The 20,788-nt window shown below is 68.5% G+C and carries 22 protein-coding genes; 13 read left to right on the forward strand and 9 right to left on the reverse strand.

Annotated features, from left to right (window positions below):
• The first annotated feature begins 171 nt into the window (after nucleotides 1-171).
• The 7 genes from DX03_RS01700 to DX03_RS01730 all read left to right on the forward strand — a co-directional run bounded on the left by DX03_RS01700 (nucleotide 172) and on the right by DX03_RS01730 (nucleotide 8,586).
• Entirely contained in the window at nucleotides 172-2,709 is a 2,538-nt protein-coding gene (locus tag DX03_RS01700) for a tetratricopeptide repeat protein (RefSeq protein WP_185753432.1), read from the forward strand.
• Nucleotides 2,710-2,785: 76 nt separating this feature from the next.
• A complete protein-coding gene (locus tag DX03_RS01705; protein ID WP_038685845.1) occupies nucleotides 2,786-3,391 on the forward strand; it encodes a CDP-alcohol phosphatidyltransferase family protein in 606 nt (201 codons plus the stop codon).
• A 38-nt stretch (nucleotides 3,392-3,429) separates the two neighbouring features.
• Nucleotides 3,430-5,184, forward strand: coding sequence for a bifunctional alpha/beta hydrolase/class I SAM-dependent methyltransferase (locus DX03_RS01710; protein WP_038685846.1), 1,755 nt, complete (start codon nucleotides 3,430-3,432; stop codon nucleotides 5,182-5,184).
• A complete protein-coding gene (locus tag DX03_RS01715; RefSeq protein WP_038685847.1) occupies nucleotides 5,181-6,515 on the forward strand; it encodes a phosphatase PAP2/dual specificity phosphatase family protein in 1,335 nt (444 codons plus the stop codon). The genes DX03_RS01710 and DX03_RS01715 overlap by 4 nt, the downstream gene beginning before the upstream one ends.
• Complete coding sequence (locus DX03_RS01720) at nucleotides 6,512-6,937, forward strand: hypothetical protein (protein WP_038685848.1); 426 nt, start codon at nucleotides 6,512-6,514, stop codon at nucleotides 6,935-6,937. The genes DX03_RS01715 and DX03_RS01720 overlap by 4 nt, the downstream gene beginning before the upstream one ends.
• 33 nt (nucleotides 6,938-6,970) lie before the next feature.
• Nucleotides 6,971-7,603 carry a lysophospholipid acyltransferase family protein gene (locus DX03_RS01725; protein ID WP_038685849.1) on the forward strand — a complete coding sequence of 211 codons (633 nt, stop codon included), beginning with the start codon at nucleotides 6,971-6,973 and terminating at the stop codon, nucleotides 7,601-7,603.
• On the forward strand, nucleotides 7,600-8,586 hold the full coding sequence (locus DX03_RS01730; protein ID WP_038685851.1) for a phosphatidate cytidylyltransferase: 987 nt from the start codon (nucleotides 7,600-7,602) through the stop codon (nucleotides 8,584-8,586). The genes DX03_RS01725 and DX03_RS01730 overlap by 4 nt, the downstream gene beginning before the upstream one ends.
• A gap of 40 nt (nucleotides 8,587-8,626) precedes the next feature.
• Here DX03_RS01730 and fis read toward each other — a convergent pair whose 3' ends face one another.
• The 3 genes from fis to prmA all read right to left on the reverse strand — a co-directional run bounded on the left by fis (nucleotide 8,627) and on the right by prmA (nucleotide 10,861).
• Nucleotides 8,627-8,902 carry a DNA-binding transcriptional regulator Fis gene (gene fis, locus DX03_RS01735; protein WP_038685853.1) on the reverse strand — a complete coding sequence of 92 codons (276 nt, stop codon included), beginning with the start codon at nucleotides 8,900-8,902 and terminating at the stop codon, nucleotides 8,627-8,629.
• A 112-nt stretch (nucleotides 8,903-9,014) separates the two neighbouring features.
• Nucleotides 9,015-9,887 (reverse strand): DUF3426 domain-containing protein, encoded by an 873-nt coding sequence (locus DX03_RS01740; protein WP_038691728.1) that lies wholly within the window; start codon nucleotides 9,885-9,887, stop codon nucleotides 9,015-9,017.
• 53 nt (nucleotides 9,888-9,940) lie between these two features.
• Nucleotides 9,941-10,861 carry a 50S ribosomal protein L11 methyltransferase gene (gene prmA / locus DX03_RS01745; RefSeq protein ID WP_038685854.1) on the reverse strand — a complete coding sequence of 307 codons (921 nt, stop codon included), beginning with the start codon at nucleotides 10,859-10,861 and terminating at the stop codon, nucleotides 9,941-9,943.
• Nucleotides 10,862-11,044: 183 nt separating this feature from the next.
• Here prmA and DX03_RS01750 point away from each other — a divergent pair, with 183 nt between their 5' ends.
• From DX03_RS01750 to DX03_RS01760, 3 genes are all read left to right on the forward strand, one after another.
• Nucleotides 11,045-12,004 carry a hypothetical protein gene (locus tag DX03_RS01750; protein WP_038685856.1) on the forward strand — a complete coding sequence of 320 codons (960 nt, stop codon included), beginning with the start codon at nucleotides 11,045-11,047 and terminating at the stop codon, nucleotides 12,002-12,004.
• Nucleotides 12,001-12,372: a hypothetical protein gene (locus tag DX03_RS01755; RefSeq protein WP_038685858.1), complete on the forward strand. Its 372-nt coding sequence runs from the start codon at nucleotides 12,001-12,003 to the stop codon at nucleotides 12,370-12,372. Before DX03_RS01750 ends, DX03_RS01755 begins: the two co-directional genes overlap by 4 nt.
• 280 nt (nucleotides 12,373-12,652) lie before the next feature.
• A complete protein-coding gene (locus tag DX03_RS01760) occupies nucleotides 12,653-13,711 on the forward strand; it encodes a hypothetical protein (protein WP_038685859.1) in 1,059 nt (352 codons plus the stop codon).
• Between the two features lie 295 nt (nucleotides 13,712-14,006).
• Here the strand turns inward: DX03_RS01760 and accC are convergent, their stop codons facing one another.
• The 6 genes from accC to DX03_RS01790 all read right to left on the reverse strand — a co-directional run bounded on the left by accC (nucleotide 14,007) and on the right by DX03_RS01790 (nucleotide 18,371).
• Entirely contained in the window at nucleotides 14,007-15,374 is a 1,368-nt protein-coding gene (gene accC, locus DX03_RS01765; RefSeq protein WP_038685860.1) for an acetyl-CoA carboxylase biotin carboxylase subunit, read from the reverse strand.
• Nucleotides 15,375-15,384: 10 nt separating this feature from the next.
• Nucleotides 15,385-15,876, reverse strand: coding sequence for an acetyl-CoA carboxylase biotin carboxyl carrier protein (gene accB, locus DX03_RS01770; protein WP_038685861.1), 492 nt, complete (start codon nucleotides 15,874-15,876; stop codon nucleotides 15,385-15,387).
• Between the two features lie 53 nt (nucleotides 15,877-15,929).
• Nucleotides 15,930-16,352, reverse strand: coding sequence for a lysozyme inhibitor LprI family protein (locus DX03_RS01775; RefSeq protein ID WP_038685863.1), 423 nt, complete (start codon nucleotides 16,350-16,352; stop codon nucleotides 15,930-15,932).
• Nucleotides 16,352-16,801 (reverse strand): type II 3-dehydroquinate dehydratase, encoded by a 450-nt coding sequence (gene aroQ, locus DX03_RS01780; RefSeq protein ID WP_038685864.1) that lies wholly within the window; start codon nucleotides 16,799-16,801, stop codon nucleotides 16,352-16,354. The genes DX03_RS01775 and aroQ overlap by 1 nt, the downstream gene beginning before the upstream one ends.
• 190 nt (nucleotides 16,802-16,991) lie before the next feature.
• A complete protein-coding gene (gene arsB / locus DX03_RS01785) occupies nucleotides 16,992-18,050 on the reverse strand; it encodes an ACR3 family arsenite efflux transporter (RefSeq protein WP_038685866.1) in 1,059 nt (352 codons plus the stop codon).
• Between the two features lie 9 nt (nucleotides 18,051-18,059).
• Nucleotides 18,060-18,371, reverse strand: coding sequence for an ArsR/SmtB family transcription factor (locus DX03_RS01790; RefSeq protein WP_038685868.1), 312 nt, complete (start codon nucleotides 18,369-18,371; stop codon nucleotides 18,060-18,062).
• Between the two features lie 39 nt (nucleotides 18,372-18,410).
• On the opposite strand from DX03_RS01790, the gene arsH reads away from it, so the two are divergent.
• From arsH to DX03_RS01805, 3 genes are all read left to right on the forward strand, one after another.
• Nucleotides 18,411-19,151, forward strand: a complete 741-nt coding sequence (arsH, locus tag DX03_RS01795) for an arsenical resistance protein ArsH (RefSeq protein WP_038691730.1) — start codon at nucleotides 18,411-18,413, stop codon at nucleotides 19,149-19,151.
• Nucleotides 19,148-19,558, forward strand: coding sequence for an arsenate reductase (glutaredoxin) (gene arsC, locus DX03_RS01800; protein WP_038685870.1), 411 nt, complete (start codon nucleotides 19,148-19,150; stop codon nucleotides 19,556-19,558). The genes arsH and arsC overlap by 4 nt, the downstream gene beginning before the upstream one ends.
• A gap of 117 nt (nucleotides 19,559-19,675) precedes the next feature.
• Nucleotides 19,676-20,764, forward strand: a complete 1,089-nt coding sequence (locus DX03_RS01805; protein WP_038685871.1) for a DUF5694 domain-containing protein — start codon at nucleotides 19,676-19,678, stop codon at nucleotides 20,762-20,764.
• Nucleotides 20,765-20,788: the final 24 nt, after the last annotated feature.

Here is a 20,788-nt window from a genome sequence, read left to right on the forward strand (position 1 = left end):
GGGCAATCGGCAGCGGAGCGGGGCCAATATTGTAGGCGGTGGGGGCCGGTGGCGGGCGCCGCCCGGCCGATATTGCCCCCGGCAGCCGCATCCGGCACACCGCCCGGCCCCCGCAGGCCGGCGGCGCTGGGGTAGGCTGCGCGCTCTGCCAGGGATTTGCAGGTCCAGAACGTGTCGACAGCAACATGGAAGGGGCCGCTGCTGGCCAGCCTGGTGGTATTCGCCGGGACCGGCACCGCCGTGCAGGCGCAGGACACCGCGCGCGGGGCGGCCGACGCACCGGTGCAGGTCGTGGAGATTGCGGCGCTGCCGGTGGCAGTGGATGCCGCCCACGGGGCCGGCGCGCCGGCCGATGCCGACGGGTCCAGCAGTGACGACCTTGAGCAGCGTGCCTACCGGGCCTACGAAGACCAGGACTGGCCACAGGCCAGCCGGCTGATCGCGCAAGCCATCACGCTGGCGCCGGACCAGGCCGGCCTGTACCGCCTGAAGGCCTACATCGCCGCGGCGACCGGCGATGACGCCGGGGTGCTGGCGGCAGCTGAGCAGGCGCTGCAGCGCGATCCGGGCGATGCCGAAAGCCTGCAGCTGCGTGGCAGTGCGCGGGCCAAGGCGGGCGATGCGCAGGGCGCGTTGGCCGACTACGCCGCGGCCTTGCAGGCGGGCTGGCATACCAGCGGCTTCTTCCGCAATTACCTGTACGTGCTCAACCAGCAGCATGCCAACGCGCGGATGCTGGAGGTGCACGCCGCCTACGAAGACGCCTACCGCCGCGACCCTGAAGGCACCGGGCTGCACCCGGACATCCCCTTCCATGCCGCCCAGGCCTACCAGCACCTGGGCCAGCCGCGCCGCGCGTTGGACCTGCTGGACCAGGCTATCGCGCAGTCGCCCCAGGTGGCCGGCTACTACGGCAACCGCGCGCTGGCCCAGCACGCGCTGGGCCGCTCCAGCCAGTCGCTGGCCGACGATGCCCGGGCGATGCAGCTGGACCCCACCGAGCCGCTGTATCCCTACAACCGCGGCGTGACCCGGTTGGACATGGGCGACGCGGCCGGGGCGCTGCAGGACTTCAAGGCGGCCCTGGCGCTGGGCAAGGACGACGCCGATACCTGGCTCAACATCGGCGTGGTCGAGGAACGGCTGGGCCACACGCGTGAGGCGCTGGCCGCCTACGACCGTGCGTTGGCGAAGGCGCCGGGCAATGCGAAGGCGCTGACCAACCGTCTGTCGCTGCTGGGCAAGGCCGGCAAGGGCGATGCCGCGGCGGTAGCCGCGCAGGCCGCCCGCCTGCCCACCGAAAACCAGGCGCAGCTGCTGTTCAACCAGGGTCAGGCGCAGACGCGGGCAGGGCAGTGGCAGGCCGCTGCGGATCTGTTCGCGCAGGCGGTGCGGCTGGATCCCGGCCTGGACACCGGCTGGCTCAACCTCGGTGTGGCGCAGGCCCGGCTGGGGCAGCACCAGCGTGCGCTGGACACCTTCAATGACTACCTCCAGCGCGCTCCGCTCAAGACCCTTGGCCTGCTCAACCGCGCCAACGTGCTGCACGAGCTGGGCGATGACGGCGCGGCCGAGAAGGACCTGCTGCGCGCCGCCCAGCTGGAGCCGGGCAACCTCGACATCCAGCAGCGCCTGGCCACCCATTACAGCCGTACCGGCCAGACCGACAAGGCACGGCGCTACTACGCCCAGCTGGTGAAGCTGCCGGGCAACCTGTCGCCCGATGCCTTCATCAACTACGCGGCGATGCTGTTGCAGCTGGGCGATACCCGCGAGGCGGCGGTGGTGGCGGCCAACGGTGTGGCGCGCTTTCCGGACGACTACGGCCTGCGCGTGAACCTGGGCAATGCGTTGGGCGACAGCGGCCAGCACCCGCAGGCGGTGGACGCCTACCGCGCGGCGATGCGGCTGCAGCCGGCGCGCCTGGATGCGCACTACGACCTGGGCAACCTGTACCTGCAGCAGCTCAAGCAGCCGCGCAAGGCCGTGCAGGAATACCGCACCGCGTTGAAGCTGCAGGGCGATCCGGAGTTGGATGCTTCGGCCCAGCGCGGACAGCGCATGGACATCCACCTCAACCTGGCCAGCGCGCTGGCCGACACCGGCGATGCGGACGCCGCGCGCCGTGCGCTGCAGGCCGCCATCGATGACGCACCGGACGATTACCGGCCGTGGTTCAACCGCGCCGCGATGGCACTGTCGGCCGGCAACCCGGCGGCGGCCGCGCCGGACTTCGAGGCGGCGTGGGTGCGCCTGGACGCACTGCAACGCGCGCAGCCGGCGCAGGCGCAGCCTGACCCGGCGTTGCAGGAACACGCCGGCTACGTGCTGTTCCACCTGGGCCGCACCGGCGAGGCGGCCATCCGCATGCAGCAGGTGCTGCAGGCGCAGCCGGACAACATCGACGCGCAGCGCAACTACGGCTACATGCTGCTGGACCTGGGCCGGCCACAGGATGCGAAGCGGTTGTTCGACCAGGCCTTCACCCGCGAACCGGACGAGGTGGACGGCTGGCTGGGCATGCTGGCCTGCGCGATGCTGGAGAGCGACCCGGCGCAGCTGGCCCGGCTGAAGCGGCAGTTCGAACAGCGCTTCACCACGCGTTACGTGCTCGCCGCAGGTCTGCCGGAACAGTTGATGCGCAGCGAAGGCTACTGGTACTCCGACCGCTTCCTGCAGCTCTGGCAGCAGCTGCTGGCAGCGGAGTGAGCCGATGCCGTCGGCGGGCGTTTCCCTGCATCGGCGCCGACAGGTAGATTAGCGAACGTCAGGAGGACAGCACGGCATGTCGATCTATGCATTGAAAGGGCGCTTCCAGGATCTGCTGCGCCCGGGCGTACGCGGTCTTTACCGCGCGGGCATCACCGCCAATACGGTCACGGTGTTGGCCGCGGGGGTGTCGTTGGTGGTGGCCGCTGCCGTGTGGCGCTGGGCGCCCCTGCACCCGCTGCTGTATCTGGCCCTGCCGCTGTGGATGCTGCTGCGCATGGCGCTCAACGCCGTGGACGGCATGCTGGCCCGGGAATTTGGCCAGCAGTCGCGCCTGGGTGCGTATCTCAACGAGTTGTGCGACATCGTCGCCGACGCCGCGCTTTACCTCAGCCTGCTCAGCGTGCCGGGGGTGAACCCCACCGCGTTGTGGGCGCTGACGTGGATGGCCGCGGTTTGCGAGTACGCTGGCGTCTTGGGCGTGATGGTGGGGGCCAGCCGGCGCTATGACGGGCCGATGGGCAAGAGCGACCGGGCGTTCGTGATCGGCCTGATCGGCGTGCTGCTGGCGCCGGGCTGGATCGACGGCGCCATCGTGGGATGGATCGCGTGGGCAGCGGCCGCACTCTGCGTGCTGACCAGCTGGCGGCGCGTTCGACAAGGATTGGCGGAGATCGGCTGACGTGGCCGGATCCCGCCGGATGCACAACGGAGTGATGCATGCGCGCACAGCACCATCTGCAGTTCCACAGTTTTGATGGCCAGCCGCTGTTCTACCGGCATTGGTCGGCCAGCGGGTTGGCTGCCACGCGGCGTGCGGTGGTGCTGCTGCATCGCGGCCATGAGCACTCTGGCCGGGTAGCGCATCTGGTCGATGAGCTGGACCTGCCCGACACCGATGTGTTTGCCTGGGATGCGCGCGGCAACGGCCAGTCGCCGGGCGAGCGCGGCGATGCGCCGGGGTTCGAGGCGCTGGTGCGCGACCTGGACAGTTTCATCGCCCATATCGGCCAGCAGCATGGCATCGCCGTGCAGGACATCGCGATCATCGCCCAGAGCGTGGGCGCGGTGGTCGCCGCCACCTGGGTGCACGACTACGCGCCGCCGCTGCGCGCGCTGGTCCTGGCCTCGCCGGCCTTCAAGGTCAAGCTGTACGTGCCGTTGGCGGTGCCCGGCCTGAAACTGATGCAGAAGCTGCGCGGCAACTTCTTCGTCAACAGCTACGTCAAGCCGCAATGGCTCACCCACGATCCGGAGCGGGTGGAAAGCTACCGCACCGATCCGCTGATCACCCGGCCCATCTCGGTGCGCGTGCTGCTGGGCCTGTACGAGGCCGCCGATCGCGTGGTGGGCGATGCGCAGGCCATCACCGTGCCGACCCAGCTGCTGGTGTCCGGGTCGGACTTCGTGGTGCATCGCGCGCCGCAGGACCGTTTCTACGAGCGGCTGTCCTCGCCGATCAAGGAACGCCACCTGTTGCCGGGCTTCTTCCACGACACCCTGGGCGAGCGTGACCGTGCACCGGCCATCGCGGCCATCCGCCGCTTTGTCAGCGAGCGGTTCGCGCAGCCGCTGGTGCGGCCCAGCCTGCGCGATGCGCACCGGCATGGCCCCACCTTCGACGAGGCGGAAATCCTGTCCTGGCCCCCGCAGCGCAACAGCGCCAAGGACCTGTACTGGCGCTTCACCCGGGGCGGGCTGCGCTTCGGCGGCACGCTGTCGGAGGGCATTGCGCTGGGCCTGGAAAGCGGCTTCGATTCGGGCAGCACGCTGGACTACATCTACCGCGACCAGGCGCGCGGGAGCGGCCCGCTGGGCCGCATGATCGACCGCAACTACCTGGACGCGATCGGCTGGCGTGGCATCCGCATCCGCCGCACCCATGTGCGCGAGCTGCTGCAGCTGGCCGCGTTGCACCTGCATGGCGAAGGGCGCCCGGTGCGCGTGCTGGACGTGGCCGCCGGGCATGGCCGCTACGTGCTCGATGCACTGGCCCAGGGCGAACAGCGCGCCGACGCGATCACCCTGCGCGACTTCAGCGACCGCAACGTCATCGACGGGCGCAAGCTCATCAGCGAATTCGGTGCCGATGACATCGCCACCTTCGAACAGGGCGATGCGTTCGATGCGGCTTCGCTGGCAGCCCTGCCGGTGGCCCCCACGCTGTCCACGGTGTCGGGGCTGTACGAGCTGTTCGCCGACAACGATGCGGTACTGCGCTCGCTGCAGGGCATCGCCGCGGCCATGCGCGAAGGCGGCTACCTGGTCTACACCGGGCAGCCGTGGCACCCACAGCTGGAGTTCATCGCGCGCGCGCTCACCAGCCACCGCGAGGGTGCGGCCTGGGTGATGCGCCGGCGTACCCAGCAGGAAATGGATGAACTGGTGCGCCTGGCCGGGTTCGAGAAGGTCACCCAGCGCATCGACCGCTTCGGCATCTTCACCGTGTCGCTGGCGCGCCGGGTGCTGCCGTGACCGAGGGCGTGCGGCCCTGGCGCCGCGCCCTGCTGTGGCTGGCCTTGCTGGGGCCGTTCTTCTTCCTCAGCTATGGCCTGGCCAATGCGATGGCCGGGCGCCTGTCCTACGTGCCCTCCATCGTGTTCGACTGGGAAGCGTCCATTCCGTTCCAGCCGTGGACCATCGTGCCGTACTGGTCCATCGACCTGTTCTACGTGGCCTCGTTCTTCATCTGCACCCAGCGCGCCGAACTGGACATGCATGCGCGCCGGCTGCTCACCGCGCAGGTGCTTTCGGTGGCCTGTTTCCTGCTTTGGCCGTTGCGCTTCAGCCTGGAGCGACCGGAAACGGCCGGCGTGTTCGGCTGGCTGTTCGACGTGCTGCTGGGCTTCGACAAGCCCTTCAACCAGGCTCCCTCGCTGCACATCGTGCTGCTGGTGGTGCTGTGGGTGCGCTTCCAGCAGCACCTGCGCGGGTGGTGGCGGGCGGCCCTGCACGTGTGGTTTGCGTTGATCGGCATTTCGGTGCTGACCACCTGGCAGCATCACTTCGTGGACGTGCCCACCGGCGTGGCCGTGGGCTGGTTGTGCGTGTGGCTGTGGCCGGCGCACGGCCGCTCGCCGTTGGCCCACTGGCAGTGGGCGCAGGACGGCACGCGTTGGCGGCTGGCGATGCTGTACGGATTGGGCAGTGCGCTGTGCGCGTCGCTGGCGCTGACGTTCAGTGGCTGGGTGCTGTGGCTGGGCTGGCCGGCGGTGTCCCTGGCGCTGGTGGCGCTGGGCTACGCCGCGTTGGGCACGGCGGTGTTCCAGAAGCAGGAAGACGGCCGGCTGAGCATGGCCGCGCGCTGGTTGCTGGCCCCGTACCTGCTGGCAGCGTGGTTGAACTCGCGCTGGTGGACCCGGCGCGCGCCGCAGCCGCAACTGGTGATCGACGGCGTGTGGCTCGGGCGCATGCCGGCCGCGGGGGCGTCCTTGCCGATGTCGACCGTGGTGGACGTGTGTGCCGAGCTGCCCTTCGCGGGGCAGGTGCGGCACTACCGCAGCGTGCCGATGCTGGACCTGGCCACCCCCACCGCGCACGACCTGCAGCGTGCTGCCGAGGCCATTGCACACGGGCATCGTCGTGGCGAGGTGCTGGTGTGCTGCGCGCTGGGGTATTCGCGCAGTGCCGCAGCCGTAGCCACCTGGTTGTGCCGCAGCGGGCACGCCGACAGTGCCGACGCGGCGATCCGCCTGCTGCAGCTGGATTGCCCGCATATCGTGCTGCATGACCGGCACCGCGATGCGATTGAACAGGCTGTGCGCGATGCCGCAGCCGCCAACGGAAGCACACAGGTGAGCGCATGAGCATGTTGTTCCAGTTGCGGGTGATGACCGCCGTGCTGCGCCAGGCCCACATGGCCACCGGCATCTCGGTGGTGCTGGCGGGCGCGGCGCTGGCGCTGCTGTGCCTGTCGATGCCGCCGCTGGGGGTGGCAGTGCCGGCGTTGGCATCGCTGCTGGCCGGCGCGGTGCAGGCGTACTACGCCACCCGGGTCAGCTTCGATGCGGCGTTGCTGGAAGCGTTGCAGGTCAGCCATCCCGACGCCGCACCCGGGGTGATCGATGACGTGCTGCAGAAGCTGGGGCTGCGTGAAGCGTCCACCGCCACGCGCGGTTGGCAACCGCGCTGGCAGGGCATGCGCCGCCTGCTGCGCTGGCAGTTGCTGGCGCTCGGCCTGCAGGCGGTGTGCCTGCTGGGCGCGCTGGTCCTGAAGACGTTGCCGTGATGCCACCACCGCCCCCCGCAAGGACGCCTGCCCATGTTTGCTGACCTCATCGCGCGCGGCTGCAGCTTCGCCATCCGCGCGCTCACCGGTGCGCGCGCGCTGTGGCAGGGTTGCGCCCCGTCCAGCGACCACCGCGTGTACTACGGCAACCATGCCAGCCACGGGGATTTCGTGCTGATCTGGTCGGCGCTGCCGATCACCCTGCGCCGCCAGGTGCGGCCGGTGGCAGCGGCCGACTACTGGCAGCGCGATGGCCTGCGCCGCTACCTGATCCACGCGGTGTTCAACGGCGTGCTGATCGAGCGCGATGCGACCAAACGCACTGAAGACCCGATTGCCTGCCTGTGCCAGGCCGTGGATGAAGGCAACTCGCTGATCCTGTTCCCCGAAGGCACGCGCAATCCCGACGAGGGCGTGCTGCCGTTCAAGAGCGGCATCTACCACCTGGCCCGGCAGCGTCCGGAACTGGAGTTCGTGCCGGTGTGGATCGACAACCTCAAGCGGGTGATGCCCAAGGGCCGCTGGCTGCCGCTGCCGCTGCTGTGCACCACCACCTTCGGCGAGCCGCTGCGGCTGAAGGCCGATGAAGACAAGGACCGCTTCCTGGAGCGCGCGCGGCTGTCGCTGATGGCGCTGGACCCGCAGCCGCGCAGGGAGCGCGCATGACCGCCTGGCTCTCGACACTGGCCACCGACGTGGCGCAGTTGTCCACGCACGCGCAGACGCGCCTGCTGTTTGCCGGTATCGCGGCGGTGCTGGTGGTGGCCACGCTCATCGCCGAAACCCTGCGCTGGCGCGCGCGGCATGCGCCCAGCAGCGTGCTGGCCAACCTGGTGTCGCGGATCCGCGCGTGGTGGGTGATGGCGGCCGTGGTCGCGCTGGCGTTCTTCTTCGGGCGAACCGGCGTGGTACTGCTGTTCGCGCTGGTGTCGTTGTTCGCGCTGCGCGAGTTCATCACGCTCACCCCCACCCGCGCCGGCGATTACTACGCGTTACTGGCCGCGTTCTATGTGGTGCTGCCGTGGCAGTACTGGCTGGTGTGGACCGACTGGTACGGCATGTACACCTTGCTGATTCCGGTCTACGCGTTCCTGTTCCTGCCCATCCTGGCCACCATCGGCGGCGACACCACCGACTACCTGGAGCGGACGTCCAAGGTGCAGTGGGGGTTGATGATCTGCGTGTTCTGCATCTCGCACGTGCCGGCGCTGCTGAACCTCAAGCTGGCCGGGGTGGACCCGGCGCGCAACCTGCTGTTGTTCGCGTTCCTGGTGATCGTGGTGCAGTCCTCGGACGTGCTGCAGTACATCTGGGGCAAGCTGATCGGCAAGCGCCTGATCGCGCCGAAGCTGTCGCCGTCCAAGACCGTGGAGGGCTTCATCGGCGGCGTGCTGTCGGCCAGTGCGCTGGGCGCGGCCCTGTGGTGGCTGACCCCGTTCACGCCGTGGCAGGCGTTCGGCATGTCGCTGGCGGTCAACCTGATGGGCTTCTGGGGCGGTCTGGTGATGTCAGCGATCAAGCGCGATCGCGGCATCAAGGACTGGGGCCACATGATCGAGGGCCATGGCGGCATGCTCGACCGGCTGGATTCGGTGTGCTTCGCCGCGCCGGTGTTCTTCCACCTGGTACGGTATTTCTGGAGCGCGTGACCGAAACGGGTAGGCATCGAACGTTGGTCGATGCACGGCATCAGGTGGCGATGCCGTATTCCTTCAGCTTCTTGCGCAGCGTGGCGCGGTGGATGCCCAGCATGGCCGCGGCGCGGCTCTGGTTGCCTTCGCAGTGGTTGAGCACTTCCACGAACAACGGGATTTCCATTTCGCGCAGCACGATCTCGTACACATCGTCGGCATCGCAGCCATCCAGGTCGCGCAGGTAGCGTCGGACCGATTGGGCCACGTGTTCGCGCAGCGGTGGCTTCGGCGCGCCACGACTATTGTCAGGACGAGAAAGGACAGCGTTCAAGAAGGTTCCCGGTGCAGATGCCGGGGCGGACAGCAGCCCCGGTCGGAGAATTGTAGGGGGCCAGTCTAGCGCGTGCGTGGGCAGCCCGCCACGCTCCACGCGCCAGGCACGGCTACTGGAACTCGAAGGTGAATGCGACGGTGGAGGCGGCGGGCTCGCGTACGCGGAACGCAATCTGTGCGCTTTGGCCAGGTTCCAATACGCTGTTGGCGTCAAGCGAACGGTCCAGGTAATCGTGCGGGGCAAACACCCCGGTGCCGATCACGCGGCCATCGGCATCGGACAACGACAGCCGCAGTGCGGGCCAGGCCTGGGCCCAGCGCGCATCGTTGCGGAAGCTGGCCTGCACCTGCAGTGCGCCGGGCTGGCCCGGCACCGGACGCACGTCGCGGCTGATCATGCTGAACGCTGCGGGCTCCTGCCACGCGGGCAACGTGCAGCGCAGCACGCTGCACAGCCCGGCAATCCACGGCCGGCTGCCGGCATCGGCGGCCAACCGCGCGCGGTCGGCCACGGCGATCTGCAGCACCAGCAACAGCACCAGCCCGGCCAGTACGCCCCATTGCCAGCGCGGGGTGTGCAGGCGCGCGGCACGCAGCCGCATGAAGCTCGGTGCGGGGGCACTGCCTGCGCCGATCACCGGTGCAGGCACGTCCACGCTACCGTCGTCGTCGGCCGCATCCTGCTGCGGCATCGGGTCGCAGGCGGCAACGTGCGCGGTGTCATCGTTGACGCTGGCCGCAGCGTGCGCCGGTTCCCATTGCGATACGTCCGCCGCGCGCTGCTCACGGTCATCGCGTTCGGCCGGCGGCGGATCGAACACCGCGACCTGCGGCGGCGTGATCTGCGCAGGCGTCTCGCGCGCCGCGTCATGTGCGGCCGGCGGTGCATCGTCCGGCAGCGGCCGCTCGCGCGGCGCATCGTCCGGGCTGGCGCGCAGGAAGGTGGCCAGCGGGCGGCGGGGTGGCGGGGTAGGCTCGGTCATCGATTCGGGGCCGGGCGGCAGGGTCGCGCCCATTCAAGCACGTTCACGCCAGCTCAGGCGCGGCGCACGCCGGTGATGCGCATCCAGTCTTCGTCCTGGGCGGTTTCCAGCTGCTCGAACCACGGCGCATAGCGCACCAGCAGCTCGTCTTCCTGGCCGTGCAGGATGCCCGACAACGCGATGCGCCCACCGGGGGCCACGCGTGCGGCCAGCACATCGGCCAGTGCATCCAGTGCCGAGGCCAGGATGTTGGCCACCACCACCGGGTAGGTGGCCGGCGGCTCGTCGTGCGGCAGGTAGACCTGCAGGCGATCTTCCAGGCCATTGCGCTGCGCGTTGTCGCCGGTGGCGATCACCGCCTGCGGGTCGTTGTCCACGCCCACGGCACGCGCCGCGCCCAGCTTCACCGCCGCCAGCGCCAGGATGCCCGAGCCGCAGCCGAAATCGAGCACGGTCTGACCGCCCAGCACGCCGTCGGCGGCCAGGCTGTCCAACCAGCGCAGGCACAACGCGGTGGTGGGGTGGGTGCCCGAGCCGAACGCCAGGCCCGGGTCGAGGCGGATCACGGCGGCATCGTCGGCCTGTGCGGCCTCGGGCAGCTCATGGTTCCACGGCACAATCCAGGTGCGCTCGCCGAACGCCATCGGCTGGAACTGGTCCAGCCACGCGCGCTCCCAGTCTTCATCGGCTACCGCACGGAAGCTGGCATCGGACCAGTCCAGGCCCGGGTCGAACGCCTCCAGCGCGGCCAGCAGCGCCAGTGCGTTGGTCTCGGCTGCGAACAGTGCGGTCAGTACCAGGTCGTTCCACAGCGGGGTTTCGCCCACGCCCGGTTCCAGGATGGCGCGCTCGTTGCTGGTATCGGCATCGGCGTCGAGCAGGGTCACCGCCAGCGCGCCGACATCGTCCAGCGCATTTTCGTAGCGGGGCTGGGTGGATTCGCTGCAGCGGAGGGTGAGTTCCAGGAACGGCATGGGAAGGATTACCTGCGGAAAACCGTGAATGCTAGACCATTGTGGGGGCCTGCGGCCCGTGGCGCGCCCTTGGCCAGTCTCGCGCGGTGGCGAGAATGCAACCGCCACGCAGTTCAGACACGGCCCGGAGGGCTTGCTAAACTGGGCCTTCCGCTGCCCCACGGGCATCTTCCGGTCCTGCGCATGGCGCTCGTGCCTACCCTCAAAACCTGGTTGCTGGTCGTACCGGCCCTGGCGTTGCTGGGGGTGGTGGGCTATCGCGCCGGTGGGCATGTGCGGCACGACGACACGGTGCCCGGCACGGTGGATGAAGCGCCGGTATCGCTGGTGTCGGCCGCACCGATGCAGGCCCAGCAGCTGGCCCGCCAGTTGCTGTCGAGCGAGCGCGGCACCGCGGTGGCCTCCGGCCTGCCGCTGGATATCCGCGCCGACATCGAAGGCGATACCGATCTGTTCGCCTATGCCCAGCGCCTGCAGCTGCAGGCCGCCAACGGCAACGCCGAAGCGGGGTGGATGGTCAGCCGGGTGTACGACTACTGCGCCATCTACGCGATGGACCCGGGCGGCTACCAGTTGGACAACGCGTTGTTGAACGGGCTCGGCCTGACCGCCGCGCCGGCCATGGTGCAGGCACGCGAGCGCGTGGCGCGTCGCTGTGGCGGCTTCGTGGCCAGCGACGGGCTGGGCCGCCAGTTGATCCTCGCCCAGCGCCAGCAGGCGGCCAAGGCCGGCAACCTGGCGGCCGAGGCGTCGTTGTTCGCCGACGGCCAGCCGTTGATGAACACACCGGAGTATCGCCGTGGGCTGGTCGAACGCGTGCTCGATTCCCGCGACCCGGAAGCCTTCATGGCGCTGTCGCCGGCAATGGGCCAGCGCGCCAGCGGTGACCGCGCGCTGGAGGGGCTGGTGGCAGGGGATCAGTTCAGTGAACTGGCCTGGCGGCTGGGTGCATGCCAGCTGGGCATGGCCTGCGGGCCGGACAGTGTGCTGATGAACAATTTCTGCGCGAACGGTGGGATCTGTTCGCAGGACGGTGGGCAGGATTTTGCCACCTTCGTCTATGACGCCGCGGTTTCGCGGCAAGGTGCGGGGACAATGAAGGCTTTGGTTGAAGAACTGATCAAGAAGAGGAAAGGGCGATGAATTACCGTCGATTCCTGCACGGTGCCAAGTTCTGGTTCTGGGTGGTGTTGTTTGTGGCCTATTCGGCCGGCGCGGTCGGGCTGGTGATGATCGATACCTACGAGGATCGCTATCGCAACCTGTCCAAGGTGCAGTTGACCTCGGTGAAGACGCAGGAAGACGTGCGACGCGCCGGTGCCAGCCAGGTGGCCGCGGTGTACCGCGCGCAGAGCGGCATGCCGTTCGCGTCGCTGCCCACCGGCAGCACCTTCCAGGTGGTGTGGCCCGATGGTTCCACCGAGACCATGGTGATTGTCGACCCGACCTCGTCGCTGGGCGTGGCACCGGTCAAGAACAGCCAGGTGACCGCGGCGAACGCGCCGCGCTGATCCCCTCCGCTGCGCGGGGCATCGCCTCGATGTCCCCGCTGCAGTGTGGTTCCCGTGGTGGGTCAGCACGGGTCCGCAGCGCGCGCTGAGTGCCGCTGCGTGGCCGATCTGATCGGGCGTGCAAGGCAGGAAAACGTGCAGATGCCGCGCCGGGCGTGATCGCCTCGTGGATGCCAGTGCACGCCGCCTTCGCCCAAGGCTCTCGGCTGTTTCACGCGATGTCGCGCAGCCTGCGCACGTCAGCTGCATTCGCAGCGCACGTGCCGGAGAAACCTGCCCCATGAACATCCGAGGCGATTACGCCGCATCCGAACCACACGCCACCGCGACGGTTGCAGTGGTGACCCCGCCCCCCGTTGCGCCGCACGACAGTGCCACGTCCTGGGGCGCAATCTTCGCCGGTGCCGCCGCGGCTGCCGCGCTGTCGCTGGTGTTGTTGATCCTGGGCGTCGGCCTTGGGCTGTCATCGGTATCGCCGTGGTCTTATGAGGGCGTGTCGGCCGAGGCGTTCGGCTGGTCCAGCATTGCCTGGCTCACCTTCACTGCCATTGCCGCCTCCGGACTGGGCGGCTATCTCGCGGGCCGGCTACGCAACAAGTGGAGCAACCTGCACGGCGATGAGACCTACTTCCGCGATACCGCACACGGCTTCCTGTCGTGGTCGGTGGCCACGCTGTTGACGGCCGGCCTGCTCACCACCGCCATCGGCGGCGTGCTGGGCGCGGGCGCCAAGGTGGCCGGTGCCACCGCAGGGGCGGCCGCCACCACCGCAGGCGGCCTGGCCGCCGCTGCCGGGCCGGCCGCCATGGGCGGCGACAACGGCGACCTGCAGTACTGGGTGGATGGCCTGTTCCGCGCCAATCCGAATGCACCGGCTGCACCGACTGCACCGATGGGCCCGCCGCCGGCACCGGTTGCCGGCGCTGCACCGGCGATGGTGCAGCCGCAGGCAGGCCCCGTAGCACCGCCGCCGCGCCCGATGACGGGTGCCGAACGCGGCCCGGGTCCGGGTCGGGGTGACGTCCGTGGCGAGGTCAACCGCATCGTGGTCAACAGCCTGAAGGGCGATGCCATGGACCCGGCTGATACCCAGTACCTGGCGCAGCTGGTGGCCAACCAGACCGGCATGAGCCAGGCCGAAGCGCAGGCCCGCGTGACCGACATGCAGACCCGTCTGCGCGCCTCGCTGGAAAAGGCCAAGAACGACGCCAAGCAGGCCGCTGACGACGCGCGCAAGGCGACCGCCTACGCCGCGCTGTGGCTGTTCATCACGCTGCTCATCGGCGCGTTCAGCGCCAGCCTGTTCGCCACCTGGGGCGGCCGCCGCCGCGACCTGTAACCCACCGCTCAACGAGGAGGATTCACCATGAGATACCTGCTGCTGTGGTTCCTGGGCATTCCGATCCCGATCCTGCTGCTCATCGCGCTGTTGCGTTGAGGCAGGGCGTACCGACCAACGGTCGGTACCTACCGGTGGGTGTCAGCCATTGGTCGGCACGCGGGAACCGGCCCAAACACCGGTGGGTGTCGACCCTTGGTCGACCCACCGGAACCGGTCCCCGTAACCCATATTCCGGACAAACAAAAAGGCGGGGGAATCCCCCGCCTTTCTGCTGTAACGCACTACCGCGCGATCAGGTCAACGCAATCGACTTGTTCTTGCGTTCGGCCAGGCGCTTTTCCAGGTAGTGGATGTTCTGCCCACCGGCCTGGAAGCCCTTGTCGCGCATGATCCGCTGCTGCAGCGCCACGTTGGTCTTGATGCCATCAACCACCATTTCGCTCAGCGCCACGCGCATGCGCGCGATCGCGGTTTCGCGGTCCGGGCCGTGCACGATCAGCTTGCCGATCATCGAGTCGTAGTTCGGCGGCACACGGTAACCACTGTAGATGTGGGTATCCACGCGCACACCGGGACCACCCGGCGGATGGAAGGCGGTGATCTGCCCCGGGCTCGGCACGAAGGTTTCGGCGTCTTCGGCGTTGATGCGGCATTCGATCGCGTGGCCGGTCAGCACCACGTCGCTCTGCTTGATGGTCAACTTCTGGCCGGCGGCAATGCGCAGCTGTTCGCAGACCAGGTCGATGCCGGTCACCATCTCCGTCACCGGATGCTCCACCTGCACGCGGGTGTTCATTTCGATGAAGTAGAAACGGCCGTCTTCGAACAGGAACTCGAAGGTGCCCGCGCCACGGTAGCCGATGCGGATGCAGGCCTCCACGCATACCTTGCCGATCTGCTCGCGCATTTCGTCGCTGATGCCCGGTGCCGGTGCTTCTTCCACCACCTTCTGGTGGCGGCGCTGCATCGAGCAGTCGCGCTCACCCAGGTGGATGGCGTTGCCCTGGCCGTCGGCCAGCACCTGGATCTCCACGTGGCGCGGATTCTCCAGGAACTTCTCCATGTACACCTGGTCGTTGCTGAAGGCGGCCTTCGCTTCGGACTTGGTGGTCTCAATGGCCGCCTTCAACGACGCCTCGGCATGCACCACGCGCATGCCGCGACCGCCGCCGCCACCGGAGGCCTTGATGATGACCGGGTAGCCGATCTCACGGGCAATCTTGGTGTTGGCCACGATGTCGTCGGTGAGCGGGCCGCCCGAGCCGGGCACGCACGGCACGCCGGCAGCCTTCATCGCGCGGATCGCTTCCACCTTGTCGCCCATCAGGCGGATGGTGTCGGCCTTGGGGCCGATGAAGATGAAACCGGACTCTTCCACGCGCTCGGCGAAGTCGGCGTTCTCCGACAGGAAGCCGTAACCCGGGTGGATGGCCTGGGCGTCGGTGACTTCCGCCGCGGCAATCAGCGCCGGAATGTTGAGGTAGCTCTCAGACGACGGTGCCGGACCAATGCAGACCGACTCGTCGGCCATGGCCACGTGCTTGAGGTTGCGGTCGACCGTGGAATGCACGGCCACCGTGCGGATGCCCAGGGTGTGGCACGCGCGCAGGATGCGCAGCGCGATTTCCCCTCGGTTGGCAATAACGACTTTGTCGAGCATGGACGAGTCCTTAGCCGATCACGAACAGCGGCTGGTCGAATTCGACCGGCTGGCCGTTTTCGCCCAGGATGGCGACGATGGTGCCGGAAACATCGGCTTCGATCGGGTTGAACATCTTCATCGCTTCGATGATCGCCAGCGTTTCGCCTGCCTTCACGGCCTGGCCCACCGACACGAAGGCCGGCTTGTCCGGCGAGGACGACGAGTAGAAGGTGCCGACCATCGGGGCGCGCAGCACGTGGCCGTCCGGCAGGGCGTTACCGGCCTTGGCGGTGCCGCCGGTGGAGGCTTCGGTGGGCGACTGCATCGGCATCGCCGGGGCCGCGGCGGCCTGCACCGGCGCGGGCGCCATCATCATCTGCGGGGCGGCCTGCATCATGCCGTAGCCGGAGACCGGGGCGCGCGACAGGCGCACGGACTCTTCGCCTTCCTTGATTTCGATTTCGGCGAGGTTCGACTCTTCCAGCAGGTCGATCAGCTTCTTGATTTTGCGGAGATCCATGGGGGCCTCTTGGCTCGTGGTGTCAGTGTGGTGGGAAGCGCGGTGCGCTCGGGTCAAAGCAATTCGTAGAAGTCGCGCAGTTGCCGCGTACGGTCGCGCGCCAGGGTGATCAGGCAGCGCATCTGCGCGCCGTTGCGCGCGGTGCCATCGGAGTTGAGGGCGTAGACCGCATTGCAGTCGTGGTCGCGCAACTGCATCCAGGCACGTTGCGCCAACACCAGCTCCTGTTCGGCATTGCCGCAGTAGCTGCAGCTGCCGCCCTTGGCCGGCGTACGCAGCTGCTTGCGCGCCTGCGCATACACGGCATTGAGTTCGACGTCGGCGGCGGCGGCCACGTCGGAGGCGCACAGGTCGCTCTCCATCGTGGTGGTCGGGTGCGCACAGTCGATGCCTTCGGCCTCACGGTCGGACGCCGCCGCGCCGGCACACAGGCCAGCCGACAGCACCACGCAGGCAAGGGCGCGCAGCAGCGTCATCAGGCGCGCGTGCCCTGCAGGCGGGTCAGGGCGGCATCCATCGCGTAGCGGTAGCTGTCGGCCCCAAAGCCGCAGATCACGCCCACCGCCTTGTCGCTGAAATAGCTGTGCTGGCGGAACGGCTCGCGCGCATGCGGGTTGGACAGGTGGATTTCGATGAACGGCACGTCCACCGCGGCCAGCGCATCGCGCAGGGCCACCGAGGTATGGGTGAACGCAGCCGGGTTGATCAGGATGAAGGCGGTGCCGTCTTCACGGGCGGCCTGCACGCGGTCCACCAGGTGGTGTTCGGCGTTGGACTGCAGGCTCTCCACGTCATGCCCGGCGGCGTTCGCCTGGGCCAGCAGGGCCTGGTCGATCTGCGCCAGCGTGGTGTGCCCATACACCCCCGGCTCGCGTGTGCCGAGCAGGTTGAGGTTGGGGCCATGCAGGACCAGCAGTTTCGCCATGGGTGCCACGAAGCGGGAAAGGGCGAAGTCTGGCGGAACCGGCTGATGGTGTCCAGTTCGGCGAAGTTACGGGTGTTTCAATCGGTTGTTTGAAATGCACTGCATTCACCCGTCCCGCCAGCATCTCACGCGCACGCACCCGCCTGATGTAACGCGCGCACCTGCACGGCCGTGCCACGACCCGCAGCACTCACCCGGTACGCGCGTCCGCTGGAAACCACCGCTTCCCCAAACGCAACGCCACATGCACCAGCAGGATCAGCACCGGCACCTCCACCAGCGGCCCGATCACGGCGGCGAACGCCACCGGTGAGGCCAAGCCAAAGGACGCGATCGCCACGGCGATGGCCAGTTCGAAGTTGTTGCCGGCCGCGGTGAACGCGATGGCCGTGGTGCGTGGGTAGTCGCGGGCGACGAACCGGCCCATCAGGAAGCTGATGATGAACTGGATCAGGAAGTACAGCGTCAGCGGAATGGCGATGCGCACCGCATCCATCGGAATGCGCAGCACCTCGCCCCCTTTCAGACTGAACATCGCCACGATGGTGAACAGCAGCGCGGCCAGCGTGATCGGGCTGATCCGCGGCAGGAACGTCTCTTCGTACCAGCGGGCGCCGTTGCGCGCCTGCAACCAGCGCCGGGCGAGGAAGCCGGCCAGGAACGGAATGCCCAGGTAGATCAGCACCGCCTCGGCAATGGTCCAGAAGCTGACGTGGATGACGCTGCCCTGCAGCCCGAGCATCGAGGGCAGCCACGACAGGAAGAACCACGCATAGCCGCTGAACAGTGCGATCTGGAAGATCGAGTTGAACGCCACCAGCCCTGCCACGTACTGGCTGTCACCGCGTGCCAGCTGATTCCATACCAGCACCATGGCGATGCAGCGCGCCAGGCCGATCAGGATCAGGCCGGTCATGTAGTCGGGATAGTCGCGCAGGAACAGCACGGCCAGGCCGAACATCAGCAGCGGCCCCACCACCCAGTTCTGCAGCAGCGAGAGCAGCAACACGCGCTTGTCGGCGAAGACCCGGGGCAGTTCCTCGTACTTCACCTTGGCCAGCGGCGGATACATCATCAGGATCAGGCCGATCGCGATGGGGACGTTGGTTGAACCGACCGACAGGCTGTTAAGCGCGGCCGGTACGCCGTCGAACATCGCGCCCAGCCCCACGCCCAGCGCCATGGCCAGGAAGATCCAGAGGGTGAGGTAGCGATCCAGAAAGGAAAGACGCGGGGGCTGAGGGGGCATGGCGCGTGCTCAGCAACCGGGCCGGTCACAGGCCGGATCATCGGCGCAGCAGTTTTCGGTGAGGTAGGCCACCAGTGCGTTCATGGCCTGGAACTCGGCCCGGTAGCAGATGGTGCGGCCACGCTGCTCGGCGTTGATCAGCCCGGCCGCGCTCAGCTCCTTCAGGTGGAAGGACAGCGTGGCGCCGGGCAGCGCCAGCGCCTGGGCGATGTCGCCGGCCAGCTTGCCGCCGCGGCCGGCCTGCACCAGCAGGCGGAAGATCGAGAGTCGGGTGGCGTGGCCCAGGGCAGCCAGTGCGTGGGTTGCAGTCGTATGTTCCATGATTCTAGAATAATGGAACTATCGGCGATGGACAACCCCATGCACCCCCTCCCCAACGTAGTGCCCGGCGCTCTGGACCTTCCCTCGGCCGCCAGGCTGGAGCAGGGCACGGCGCCGCGCCACCGCCCGCGCATCCTCATCCTGTATGGCTCGCTGCGCCCGCAATCGTTCAGCCGCAAGCTGGCGCTGGAAGCGCAGCGGCTGCTGGAACAGCTTGGGGCGGACACCCGGCTGTTCGATCCGCATGGCCTGCCGATGCTCGACGCCGAACCGGCCACGCATCCCAAGGTGCAGGAACTGCGCCAGGCATCGCTGTGGTCCGAAGGCCAGGTGTGGGTCAGCCCGGAGCGGCATGGCACGCTGACGGCGGTGTTCAAGAATCAGATCGACTGGCTGCCGCTGGAAGAAGGCAGCGTGCGCCCCACCCAGGGACGCACGCTGGCGGTGATGCAGGTCTGCGGTGGCTCGCAATCGTTCAACGTGGTCAACGCGCTGCGCGTGCTGGGCCGTTGGATGCGCATGGTGACCATCCCCAACCAGTCGTCCGTGCCCAAGGCATGGCAGGAGTTCGATGATGCGGGGCGGATGAAGCCGTCGGCCTATTACGATCGCGTGGTGGACGTGATGGAGGAACTGGTCAAGTTCACCCTGCTGGTGCGCGGGCGCAGCGACTACCTGGTGGACCGCTACAGCGAACGCAAGGGCGCGGTCGAGGCGGTCGCGCTTGCGGCCGCTGCCGGCGTGGTGGACGCAGCCTTGAACCAGGCGGAGGGCGCATGAACGCCGTCATTTACCACAACCCCAATTGCGGCACCTCGCGCAACACGCTGGCGATGCTTCGGCACGTGGGCATCGAACCACAGGTCATCGACTACCTGGCCCACCCGCCCAGCCGCGCGCGCCTGATCGAACTGATCGCAGCGGCAGGCCTGGGCGTTCGCGATGCCATCCGGCAGAAGGGCACGCCGTATGACGCGCTGGGGCTGGGCGACCCCGCGCTCGGCGGCGACGCACTGCTGGACGCGATGCTGGCGCATCCGATCCTGATCAACCGGCCGTTCGTGCAGACGGCGCTGGGCACCCGGCTGTGCCGTCCCTCCGAGGTCGTGCTGGAAATCCTGCCGCCGATGACGCGCCCCTTCATCAAGGAAGACGGCGAGGTGGTGGAAGCGCGGCAGGGCAGTTGACCGATCCCGATGCAGCAAACGCCCGAAGGGTTGCCATGACCATCGGGGGTTTCCGCTGCGCGCCGGGTGCACCAGCATCGCGTCCAGGCAAGGCACCCGCCATTGCATGGAGGCAGCATGATCGGACGCATCAGCGGTATGTTCATTCTTGGGGTGTGCAGCGCCAGCGCGCTGGCCGCCGGGACGGGGTACCAGCCCCCCTTCCACCCCGACCAGCTGAAGGGCCCGCCGGCGGGCCGGCCCAACGAGGTGCTGGTGCTGGGCTCGCCGCACCTGTCGGGAATGCCGGACACCTTCGCGCCGGCCCAGCTGGAACCGCTGCTCGAGCGCCTGGCCGCATGGAAGCCGGAGGCGATTGCGGTGGAAGCCGTGTCCGGCCTGCAGTGCGACTACATGCGGCGCAATCCCGCGCGGTATGCCGACAGCGTGAGCAGCTACTGCGTGGATACCGGCCCGGCGCAGGCCGCAACCGGCCTGGACGTACCGGCCGCCAACGCCGAGGCCGAGCGCCTGCTGGCCCAGTGGCCCGCCACCCCCAGTGCGGCGCAGCGCCGACGGCTGGCAGCGGTATGGCTGGCCGCCGGTGAGCGCAACTCCGCGGTGGTGCAATGGCTGCGCCTGCCCGCCGAGCAACGCATTGCCGCCGACGGTATGACCGACGCGCTGGTGGCCTTCCTGGACAAGCGCCTGCAGCGGCGCGACGAGTCGGTGCTGGTGGCCGCCACGCTCGCTGCCCGGCTGGGACTGGAGCGGGTGTGGGCGGTGGATGACCACACCGCCGATTCGCCCACGCCGAAGGAGGTAGAGAAGGCGGCGGCCGATGCGATCAGGAAGGCGTGGGACAACCCGTATTCCAAAGCCCGCCACGCGGCGGACGATGCGCTGAACGCCCATCTGACCCAGCCGCACGGCATGCTGGCGATCTACCGCGCATACAACGCGCCGGAAGGCGCGATGCAGACCTACCGCAGCGATTTCGGCGCGGCGCTGGTGGAGCCTTCGCCGCAGGCGTTTGGCCGCAACTACGTGGGCTACTGGGAAACCCGCAACCTGCGCATGGTCGCCAACATGCGTGACGTGCTGGGCCAGACCCCCGGCATGCGCCTGCTGACCATCGTCGGCGCGTCGCACAAGCACTACTACGAGGCCTACCTCAACCTGATGCACGACGTGCAGCTGGTGGATGCCGAAGCCGTGCTGCGCTGACGCCCATCGACGGCGTGGTGCCAA

The organism is Stenotrophomonas rhizophila (genome assembly GCF_000661955.1).
GTDB classification, from domain to species: Bacteria; Pseudomonadota; Gammaproteobacteria; order Xanthomonadales; family Xanthomonadaceae; genus Stenotrophomonas; species Stenotrophomonas rhizophila.

Excerpts from the sequence above, each read along its gene's own strand:
- arsC (WP_038685870.1), top strand. The coding sequence starts at position 19,148 with ATGAACGCCGTCATTTACCACAACCCCAATTGCGGCACCTCGCGCAAC.
- DX03_RS01730 (WP_038685851.1), top strand. The coding sequence starts at position 7,600 with ATGACCGCCTGGCTCTCGACACTGGCCACCGACGTGGCGCAGTTGTCC.
- aroQ (WP_038685864.1), bottom strand. The coding sequence starts at position 16,801 with ATGGCGAAACTGCTGGTCCTGCATGGCCCCAACCTCAACCTGCTCGGC.
- DX03_RS01775 (WP_038685863.1), bottom strand. The coding sequence starts at position 16,352 with ATGACGCTGCTGCGCGCCCTTGCCTGCGTGGTGCTGTCGGCTGGCCTG.
- DX03_RS01790 (WP_038685868.1), bottom strand. The coding sequence starts at position 18,371 with ATGGAACATACGACTGCAACCCACGCACTGGCTGCCCTGGGCCACGCC.
- accC (WP_038685860.1), bottom strand. The coding sequence starts at position 15,374 with ATGCTCGACAAAGTCGTTATTGCCAACCGAGGGGAAATCGCGCTGCGC.
- prmA (WP_038685854.1), bottom strand. The coding sequence starts at position 10,861 with ATGCCGTTCCTGGAACTCACCCTCCGCTGCAGCGAATCCACCCAGCCC.
- arsB (WP_038685866.1), bottom strand. The coding sequence starts at position 18,050 with ATGCCCCCTCAGCCCCCGCGTCTTTCCTTTCTGGATCGCTACCTCACC.
- DX03_RS01705 (WP_038685845.1), top strand. The coding sequence starts at position 2,786 with ATGTCGATCTATGCATTGAAAGGGCGCTTCCAGGATCTGCTGCGCCCG.
- DX03_RS01805 (WP_038685871.1), top strand. The coding sequence starts at position 19,676 with ATGATCGGACGCATCAGCGGTATGTTCATTCTTGGGGTGTGCAGCGCC.
- DX03_RS01710 (WP_038685846.1), top strand. The coding sequence starts at position 3,430 with ATGCGCGCACAGCACCATCTGCAGTTCCACAGTTTTGATGGCCAGCCG.
- DX03_RS01755 (WP_038685858.1), top strand. The coding sequence starts at position 12,001 with ATGAATTACCGTCGATTCCTGCACGGTGCCAAGTTCTGGTTCTGGGTG.
- DX03_RS01740 (WP_038691728.1), bottom strand. The coding sequence starts at position 9,887 with ATGACCGAGCCTACCCCGCCACCCCGCCGCCCGCTGGCCACCTTCCTG.
- DX03_RS01720 (WP_038685848.1), top strand. The coding sequence starts at position 6,512 with ATGAGCATGTTGTTCCAGTTGCGGGTGATGACCGCCGTGCTGCGCCAG.
- DX03_RS01760 (WP_038685859.1), top strand. The coding sequence starts at position 12,653 with ATGAACATCCGAGGCGATTACGCCGCATCCGAACCACACGCCACCGCG.
- arsH (WP_038691730.1), top strand. The coding sequence starts at position 18,411 with ATGCACCCCCTCCCCAACGTAGTGCCCGGCGCTCTGGACCTTCCCTCG.
- DX03_RS01725 (WP_038685849.1), top strand. The coding sequence starts at position 6,971 with ATGTTTGCTGACCTCATCGCGCGCGGCTGCAGCTTCGCCATCCGCGCG.
- accB (WP_038685861.1), bottom strand. The coding sequence starts at position 15,876 with ATGGATCTCCGCAAAATCAAGAAGCTGATCGACCTGCTGGAAGAGTCG.
- DX03_RS01750 (WP_038685856.1), top strand. The coding sequence starts at position 11,045 with ATGGCGCTCGTGCCTACCCTCAAAACCTGGTTGCTGGTCGTACCGGCC.